Origin of the sequence: Clostridium sp. ATCC 25772, assembly GCF_001573875.1 — a bacterium.
Lineage (GTDB): Bacteria > Bacillota > Clostridia > Clostridiales > Clostridiaceae > Clostridium_J > Clostridium_J senegalense.
This window is the reverse complement of record NZ_LFRG01000025.1, coordinates 43,926-52,609: the sequence shown is the minus strand read 5'-3', so window position 1 is coordinate 52,609 and position 8,684 is coordinate 43,926. Positions and strand designations below refer to the sequence as shown.

Annotated in this window: 7 protein-coding genes; 6 read left to right on the top strand and 1 reads right to left on the bottom strand. The window is 27.3% G+C overall.

Annotation, left to right across the window (positions count from 1 at the left end):
* Positions 1-110 precede the first annotated feature (110 nt).
* The 3 genes from uvrC (at position 111) to murB (ending at position 3,823) form a co-directional block, all read left to right on the top strand.
* Positions 111-1,964 (top strand): excinuclease ABC subunit UvrC, encoded by a 1,854-nt coding sequence (gene uvrC / locus AZI32_RS10650; RefSeq protein ID WP_061995824.1) that lies wholly within the window; start codon positions 111-113, stop codon positions 1,962-1,964.
* 150 nt (positions 1,965-2,114) lie between these two features.
* Positions 2,115-2,834 carry a phosphatase gene (locus AZI32_RS10645; RefSeq protein ID WP_061995823.1) on the top strand — a complete coding sequence of 240 codons (720 nt, stop codon included), beginning with the start codon at positions 2,115-2,117 and terminating at the stop codon, positions 2,832-2,834.
* A 71-nt stretch (positions 2,835-2,905) separates the two neighbouring features.
* A complete protein-coding gene (murB, locus tag AZI32_RS10640; protein ID WP_061995822.1) occupies positions 2,906-3,823 on the top strand; it encodes a UDP-N-acetylmuramate dehydrogenase in 918 nt (305 codons plus the stop codon).
* Between the two features lie 42 nt (positions 3,824-3,865).
* On the opposite strand, the gene hisC is transcribed toward murB, so the two are convergent.
* Positions 3,866-4,957, bottom strand: coding sequence for a histidinol-phosphate transaminase (gene hisC / locus AZI32_RS10635; RefSeq protein ID WP_061995821.1), 1,092 nt, complete (start codon positions 4,955-4,957; stop codon positions 3,866-3,868).
* Between the two features lie 546 nt (positions 4,958-5,503).
* On the opposite strand from hisC, the gene rapZ reads away from it, so the two are divergent.
* Genes rapZ through whiA form a run of 3 tightly spaced genes read left to right on the top strand, consistent with a single transcriptional unit; the run spans position 5,504 to position 8,684 of the window.
* Positions 5,504-6,391 (top strand): RNase adapter RapZ, encoded by an 888-nt coding sequence (rapZ, locus tag AZI32_RS10630; protein WP_061995820.1) that lies wholly within the window; start codon positions 5,504-5,506, stop codon positions 6,389-6,391.
* Positions 6,388-7,731: a gluconeogenesis factor YvcK family protein gene (locus AZI32_RS10625; protein ID WP_061995819.1), complete on the top strand. Its 1,344-nt coding sequence runs from the start codon at positions 6,388-6,390 to the stop codon at positions 7,729-7,731. Before rapZ ends, AZI32_RS10625 begins: the two co-directional genes overlap by 4 nt.
* A 2-nt stretch (positions 7,732-7,733) precedes the next feature.
* Positions 7,734-8,684: a DNA-binding protein WhiA gene (gene whiA / locus AZI32_RS10620; RefSeq protein WP_061995818.1), complete on the top strand. Its 951-nt coding sequence runs from the start codon at positions 7,734-7,736 to the stop codon at positions 8,682-8,684.

Here is an 8,684-nt window from a genome sequence, read left to right as displayed (position 1 = left end):
TATCAAATGAGAGTAGCAAATGAATTTATTCATTGCAAAATCAGACAGGGTGAATAAGGAATTAAACAAGATTTATATATTTTTATAGATTTTTGGCAACGGTGTTAATATTGTTTGATTTTCAATTTCAATTAAAAAATCTTCCTGATAATCCAGGAGTTTATATAATGAGAAATTTTCTGGGAGAAGTTATATATGTAGGGAAAGCTAAAAATTTAAAAAATAGAGTTAGGCAATATTTTCAAAACTCTAAAAATCATAGTGAAAAAGTTAAAGCTATGGTAAAACACATTTCAGAATTTGAGTATATAGTTACAGACTCTGAAATAGAGGCATTAATATTAGAATGTAATTTAATAAAAAAGTATAGTCCTAAATACAATATTTTACTTAAAGATGATAAAAGTTTTCCACTTATAAAAATAACAATAAATGAAGAGTTTCCAAGAGTAATAGTTACAAGATCAATATTAAATGATGGAGCTAAGTATTTTGGTCCATATACTGATGCATCAGCAGTTTACGAAACCTATGATTTAATAAAAAAGACTTTTCCATTAAGGACTTGTAGAAAAAATATAACTACAGAAGGAAAAAATACACGACCTTGTTTAAATTATCATATAAATTTATGTAAAGGTCCCTGTGACAAACTTATATCTAAAGAAGAATATATGGTTATAGTTAATAATGTTATAGATGTATTGAATGGAAAAAATAAAGCTGTAATAAATTTAATAAAAAAGGAAATGGAATGTGCAGCTATGAATTTAGAGTTTGAAAAAGCTGCTAGTTTAAGAGATAAACTAATTGCTATAGAAAAGATAAATGAAAAGCAAAAAATTATAAGTTCACATTTTGAAAATGAAGACTTTATTGCTATATCTCAAGATGAAAAAGACAGTTGCATTCAAATATTCTTTTTAAGAGATGGTAAAATCTTAGGACGGGAACACTTTATATTAAATGATACTGGCACAGAGGAAAAAGGTCGAGTGGTGTCAGAGTTTATAAAAGGCTTTTATGGCGGTACTGCATTTATACCTAAACAGATATATGTTACATATATAGATGATAAAGATATTATTGAAGAATATCTAACTATTAAAAAAGAGTATAAGGTAAGTATAAAAGTTCCTATAAAAGGTGAGAAGAAAAAATTATTGGATATGGTAGAAAAAAACTCTAGTCATGCTTTAGAAATGTTTAAATTAAAAGATAAAACTGATAAAGAACTACAAAGCAAGATTCTAAAAGAATTGCAAGAAGTGTTGAATTTGCAATATATTCCCATTAGGATAGAAGCTTATGATATATCAAATATAATGGGAGTGGATTCTGTTGGAACTATGGTTGTATTTCAAGATGGAAAGGCTAAAAATAGTGATTATAGAAGGTTTAAAATAAAAACAGTAGATGGGCCTAATGATTACGAATCTATGAGAGAAATTTTAACACGTAGATTTAAACATGGATTAGATGAAATAAAAAAAATACAAAATAATGAGATAAATTTAACAGCAGGCAAATTTTCTGTTTTTCCAGATTTGATTATGATGGATGGTGGAAAGGGCCAAGTTAATATAGCTTTAGAAGTGTTAAATGAATTAAATATAAATATTCCTGTATGTGGTATGGTTAAAGATGATAAACATAGAACAAGAGGATTAATTTATGAAAATCAAGAATTAGATATAAAACCTAATACAAAACTTATAAATTTAATTACTAAAATACAGGATGAGGTGCATAGATTTTCTATAACTTATCATAGGTCACTTAGAAGCAAGACTACTCTTCACTCTATATTAGAGGATATACCCTATATTGGTGATAAACGTAGAAAAGAACTTTTAAAAGAGTTTATAACTGTTGAAAATATAAGAAAAGCAACAGATGAGGAAATATTGAACTTACCATCTATGGATAAAAAATCACTAGAAAGTTTAAGAAAAAATTTATAATACTTGCTTTATATATTTAAAATTTAAATTTTAATCTATATATAAAGGGATATAATAAAAATAAGATTAACTTTAGAAAAAATTTATACTTAGAGCTAAATTTGTACATATATTTATAATTCTTTAATATGTACAAAGAAAGGAGAAAACATGAAAGCTGTAGTTGATGTTCATACACATACTGTTTCAAGTGGTCATGCATATAATACTTTATTAGAAAATATAAAGGAAGCTTCAAATAAAGGTATAAAAATATTAGGTGTTTCTGATCATGGTCCAGATATGCCAGGAGGACCACATATTTTCCATTTTGCAAACTTAGATGATATTCCAAGAAAACTTTACGGAGTCAAAATATTAAGAGGTTGTGAAGCAAATATAATTGATTATGATGGAAATCTAGACATACCTGAAAGAATATCTAGAAGATTAGACTATATGATTGCTAGTTTACATGATGTTTGTATAAAATCGGGAACAATAGAAGAAAATACAAGTGCAATTATAGGAGCTATAAAAAATAAAGATGTATTTATAATTGGGCATTCTGGAAATCCTAAGTTTCCTATAGATATGGAAAAGGTAGTTATAAAAGCTAAGGAAGAAGATAAAATAATAGAGCTTAATAACAGTTCTTTTGTAAATTCTAGAAAAGGTAGCGATAAGAATTGTTATAAGATAGCAGAACTCTGTAAACAATATGGCGTTAAGATGATTTTTGGAAGCGATGCACATAACTGTTTTAATATAGGTGAATTTTCAATGGTTCAAAAATTAGTTGAAGATATAGATTTTCCAAAAGAGCTTATAATGAATTATGATGAAAAAATGTTTACAGATTATTTACAAGGAAAAGGAAAAAATATATAGTAATTATTGATTAATAACATGCTAATAAATTATACTATAGATATGTAAATATTTTGTGAAAGAGGTAAGAGATGAGTCAGAAAAAAGAATTGATTAATGAATTAAAACTTGTATTAAAGGGAGAAAATATAGAATTTGATTCACCTATGAAAGATCATATAACTTTTAAAGTTGGAGGTCCTGCTGATATTTTAGTATATCCAACCAATTATGAAGAAGTTATTTCCATAATAAAATTATGTAAAAAATATGAAAGTAATTATTTTATATTAGGAAATGGCTCAAATTTGTTGGTTAAAGATGGAGGCATAAGAGGTGTTGTTGTAAAGTTTAGCAAATTAAGTAATATAAAAGTTGAAGATGACAAGGTTATTGCGCAAAGTGGTGCTAAGCTTTGTGATGTAACTAGTGAATCTTTAAAAGCATCTTTAAAAGGTTTTGAATTTGCTTGTGGAATACCTGGAAGTATAGGCGGCGCTACAACTATGAATGCAGGTGCTTATAATGGGTGTATGGCAGATGTTGTTGAAAGTGTATTAGTAGTTGATAAAGAGGGTAATTTAATAAAACTATCTAAAGAAGATTTAGAGTTTGGATACAGACATAGTGTGGTAATGACTCATAATTATATAGTTTTAGAAACTACTTTAAAATTAATAAGACATAATAGCGAAGATATAAAAACAAGAATAGATGATTTAACAGATAAAAGAAATTCTAAACAACCATTAGAGTATGCTTCAGCAGGTAGCACTTTTAAAAGACCAGAAGGATATTTTGCAGGTAAATTAATACAAGATGCAGGGTTAAAAGGAAAAGGTGTAGGAGGAGCGGAAGTTTCTACTAAACATTCAGGATTTATAATTAATAAAGGAAATGCAACGGCAAAAGATATATTAGATCTTATAGCGTTGGTTCAAAAAGAAGTTAAAGAGCAATTTGATGTTGATTTATATCCGGAAGTAAGAATAATAGGTGAAGATAAATAAATTATAATAAATTAAAAGCAACTGCTGATGCAGTTGCTTTTTTTATAAGCTTAAAACTTCTTTTAATGCATTTATAAATACTATGTTTTGCTCTTTAGTACCTATACTTAACCTGATCCAACCAGGCATTCCTAAGAAACTTCCAGGTCTTATTATAACACCACGTTTAAGTAACTCATTAAATAAATTTATATCATCTTTTTTAGTATCAAACATTATAAAGTTTGTATTACTTTTAATATATTCTAAACCTAGATTTTCAAGTTCTTTATATAAGTATTCTTTACAATCTTTATTAGTGTTATGAACTAATTTTATAAAATCTTGGTCCTCTAATGCGGTAACAGCTGCCTTTTGTGCAAATAAATTTACATCAAAAGGTCCAATAACTCTATTGAAATATCCACCAAGTTCTTTGCTTGCAATACCATAACCACATCTTAATGCCGCTAAGCCATAAGCTTTAGAAAATGTTCTAAGAATTATCATATTTGGATATGATGGTAATAAACTTAAAGAATCAGGATATTCTTTATCAGTTACATATTCTATATAGGCTTCATCCATAACTACTATTACGTGTGAAGGTATTTTTTTAAGAATATTTTCAAGTTCAGACTTAGTAAATATTGTGCCTGTAGGGTTATTAGGATTACATAACCAAATAATTTTTGTTTTTTCAGTAATTGCATTAACCATAGCATCTAAATCTAAACCATGGTTCTTCATTGGAATTTGAATAACTTTTCCACCCATAAGTTTAGTAGAATCAATGTATCTTGAGAAAGTTACTTCACCCATTATAGATTCATCACCAGAATTTAAAAAAGTATTACAAATAACTTTTATAAGTGAATCTGAACCTGTACTACAGAAAATTTGATCAAAATGAACATTATTTTTTTTAGCTATATTATATTTTAATTCATAGTTAGAAGCATCTGGATACATATTAGCCTCATCTATCATATTTTTTAAAACAGCTTTGACTTTTTCAGAACAACCTAATGGATTTTCATTAGATGCTAATTTTATAACTTCATTTAAACCTAGTTCTCTCTTTACTTCATCTATAGGCTTACCTGCTTTATAGACATTCAAGTTTAGTATTTCGGATCTAACTGCATAATTCATAATATAACCCCCTTGTTGTTTTTTGAAAATTTAGTTTATTCCTCTGCTATAGATTTTACTATTAAAATAAAAATTTTCAATAATATTACAAATTATTAAAAATTTATTAACTTTTACTTTTAGTAGCTAAAAATCAGTACTTTAACGTGATATATAATATGATTGATTTTTTGAAATTCATTAAAAAAATTAAAGAAATAGGAAGTATTTTACAAGTAAACTATGGAGAATTTATAGAAGCTACTTTATTATTTAATAATGGAATAAATATGCTTAAAAGGATATAGGTATTACTATAATGGATTTTATTTTTTTAAATTAAATATGTTATAATATTATAATGTATGATTATATAAATACAATTTTAAAAAGCTATAAAGTATTACTATAGTATTTATTGATTTTTTTATTAATAAATATTATAGTATATTAGTTAAAAAATTAAGAATAGAAATTTAAAAAAATCAGAAACAAATTAAAATGGAAGCTAGATTACTATTTAGGGATACAATTTAAAAAATTTAAATATAAAAAGGATGGTTTAGTATGAGATTTGTTATAGTTACTGGAATGTCAGGGGCAGGAAAAACTCAAGCTATGAGAAGTCTTGAAGATTTAGGATATTTTTGTGTAGATAATTTACCGCCTACATTAATTCCTAAGTTTGCAGAGGCATGTTATCAAACAGAAGGAAAAATAGATAAAATAGCTGTAGTAGTAGATATAAGAGGAAGAAAATTTTTCGATGACTTATTTGCAAGTTTAAAGGTTCTTAAAGAACATGGATATAATGATTATGAAATGCTATTTTTAGAGGCTACAGATGAAGTTTTAGTTAAAAGATATAAGGAATCTAGAAGAAAACATCCTTTAGCACCAGATGGAAGAATATTAAATGGTATAACTATAGAGAAGAAAAAATTAAAAGAAGTTAGAGAAAAGGCTAACTATATAATAGATACAACTAAACTTAGCAATAAAGAATTAAATGAAGAAATAATAACTATATTAGGAGAACAAGGACAAATAGAAACAAAACTTTTTGTAAATGTACTGTCATTTGGCTTCAAATATGGAATTCCTGTAGATGCAGATTTAGTTTTTGACGTTAGATTTTTACCCAATCCATATTATATTGCAGAACTTAAGCCATATTCAGGTAAAGATATTCCAGTTAGGGAGTATGTATTAAGTAAAGATGAAACTAAAATATTTATCGATAAGTTAAATGATATGTTACATTTTCTTTTACCAAATTATAAGAAAGAAGGTAAAAGACAGCTTATAATAGCAATTGGATGTACTGGAGGAAGACATAGGTCTGTAGCAATAGCAAACAAAATTCATGAAGTTTTAGAAAATAGTGGGTATACTGTTACTATAGACCATAGAGATATAAATGAAGATGTAAGTAGAGGAGCTGGAAAGCTATGAGGCTCAAGTACTGGCTTAGGCCAGGTTTAGGGATTAAAAGATGGGTGTTTTATATTATATTAGGCTCTTGTTTATGTGCATTTGGAGGTTTGAAATTAGTAGATTCAATAAGAGATAAAAACGTTGATTTTATGTTTTTATTTGTAGGATTAGTAGGATCAGCAGTATTTTATTATGGACTAACAAGATATGGAGCAAAAATGCTGTCTTTAGGAAGTTTGGACATAGGAAATGATGGAATAGAAAGTAAATCACTTCCAGAAATTTTATATGAAAGAAAGGTTCTTATTAATGGTCCTAAAATAGTAGTTATAGGGGGAGGAACAGGACTATCTACACTACTTAGTGGTTTGAAAAAATATACAAGTAATATAACGGCTATAGTTACCGTTGCAGATGATGGTGGTGGTTCAGGAATATTACGAAAAGATTTAGGTATGTTGCCACCAGGAGACATAAGAAACTGCATAACAGCATTAGCGTATACACAACCTGTTATGGAGGATTTATTTAGGTATAGATTTAAAGAAGGAGCCTTAGAAAATCAAAATTTTGGGAATCTATTTTTAGCAGCTATGCATGGAATATCAGATAATTTTAATGAAGCTGTGAAGAAAACGTGTTCGGTTTTAGCAGTAAAGGGAAGGGTAGTACCTGTAACTTTAGATAATATAACGTTATGTGCAAAATTAAAAAATGGAAAGATTGTAAAAGGGGAGTCTAATATACCTAAAGAGTGTATAAAAGACAATACAAGCATAAATAAGGTGTATATAGAACCATCTAAAGCTAAAGCTATAGATGAGGCTATAGATGCTATATTAGAAGCTGATGCAGTTGTTTTGGGGCCAGGTAGTCTATATACAAGTATAATTCCTAATCTTTTAGTTGACGGAATTACTGAAGCTATAGAAAAAAGTAATGGCCTTAAAATATATATATCAAATATATTAACTCAAATGGGTGAAAGCGATAATTATTCTGTAGAAGATCACATAAAAGCAATATATAAGCACTCATCAGATAAAGTTATAGATTATGCAATAGTAAATGATGCAGAGTTAAGTGAAAAAGATAAAGCAAAATGTGTACATGATGATTATTACTTAGTAAAACAAGATAATAAGAAAAATAAAAAGATGAAAATTCAATATATAAGAGGAAATTTTATAAAGTTAAATGAAAAAGGTCATATAAAGCACAATGAAGATAAGTTGGCAGCAACTTTAGTAGAAACGGTACTTAGAAAAAGTTTATTTTATGATGATAAAAGAATCATAGAGTTTTTTTATTTATCACACATGTTAAAAGAATCTAGAAAGAGTAGGGAGAAAAAATAAAGATGTCATTTTCACTAAAGGTAAAAAATGAAGTTTGTAGATATGTAGAATTAAGTAAAGAAGAAGCTGTAGCAGAGCTTTCAGGTATAATGAGAGCTAGCGGCACATTAGGCATAGGGGCTAATAGGAGCTTGAATTTTAAAATTATAACTGAAAATCCTGCTATAGCTAGATTGATATTCAAGTTGTTAAAAGAGCATTTTGATATACACACTCAAGTAATAGTAAAAAGAAGTAATTCATTAAAGAAAAATAATGTTTATATAGTTATGATAAAAGAAGACATGAATGTAAAACAGTTACTTTTAGATGTGGGTATACTTACTGAAGAAAGTTTTTTTAGTTTAAATTATACAATTTCTAAAAAGATGGTTGAAGATATTAATGCTAAAAGAGCTTACATAAGAGGTGCATTTCTAGGAGGAGGTAGCATAAGTAATCCAGAAAAAACATATCATTTAGAATTTGTAACTCATAATTTAGATTATGCTAATGAATTAAGTACATTAATAAATGGATATGGATTGTCTTCTAAAGTTATACAAAGAAAAAGTAGTTATGTTGTATATATAAAAGAGGGAGAACAAATTGTAGATTTATTAAATATAATAGGTGCTCATAGTTCTCTTTTACAATTAGAAAACATAAGAATAATGAAAGAAATGAGGAATAATGTAAATAGACTTGTTAATTGTGAAACTGCTAATTTAAGTAAAACTGTAAATGCGGCAGTAAGACAAATTGAAAGTATAAAGCTTATTCAAAGGGAAATAGGGCTTAATAGACTAGCTAAGAATTTAAGAGAAATAGCAGAACTAAGATTAGATTATCCAGATGAATCATTAAAAGAACTAGGTGCTATGCTTAATCCACCTGTAGGTAAGTCTGGGGTAAATCATAGATTAAGAAGAATTGAAAAAATAGCTGAAGAACTTAGGAAGGAAGAATGGTAG

What these genes read in the sequence shown, in the direction of transcription:
- AZI32_RS10645 (WP_061995823.1), top strand. Translation starts at nt 2,115, where the DNA reads ATGAAAGCTGTAGTTGATGTTCATACACATACTGTTTCAAGTGGTCAT.
- murB (WP_061995822.1), top strand. Translation starts at nt 2,906, where the DNA reads ATGAGTCAGAAAAAAGAATTGATTAATGAATTAAAACTTGTATTAAAG.
- hisC (WP_061995821.1), bottom strand. Translation starts at nt 4,957, where the DNA reads ATGAATTATGCAGTTAGATCCGAAATACTAAACTTGAATGTCTATAAA.
- rapZ (WP_061995820.1), top strand. Translation starts at nt 5,504, where the DNA reads ATGAGATTTGTTATAGTTACTGGAATGTCAGGGGCAGGAAAAACTCAA.
- AZI32_RS10625 (WP_061995819.1), top strand. Translation starts at nt 6,388, where the DNA reads ATGAGGCTCAAGTACTGGCTTAGGCCAGGTTTAGGGATTAAAAGATGG.
- whiA (WP_061995818.1), top strand. Translation starts at nt 7,734, where the DNA reads ATGTCATTTTCACTAAAGGTAAAAAATGAAGTTTGTAGATATGTAGAA.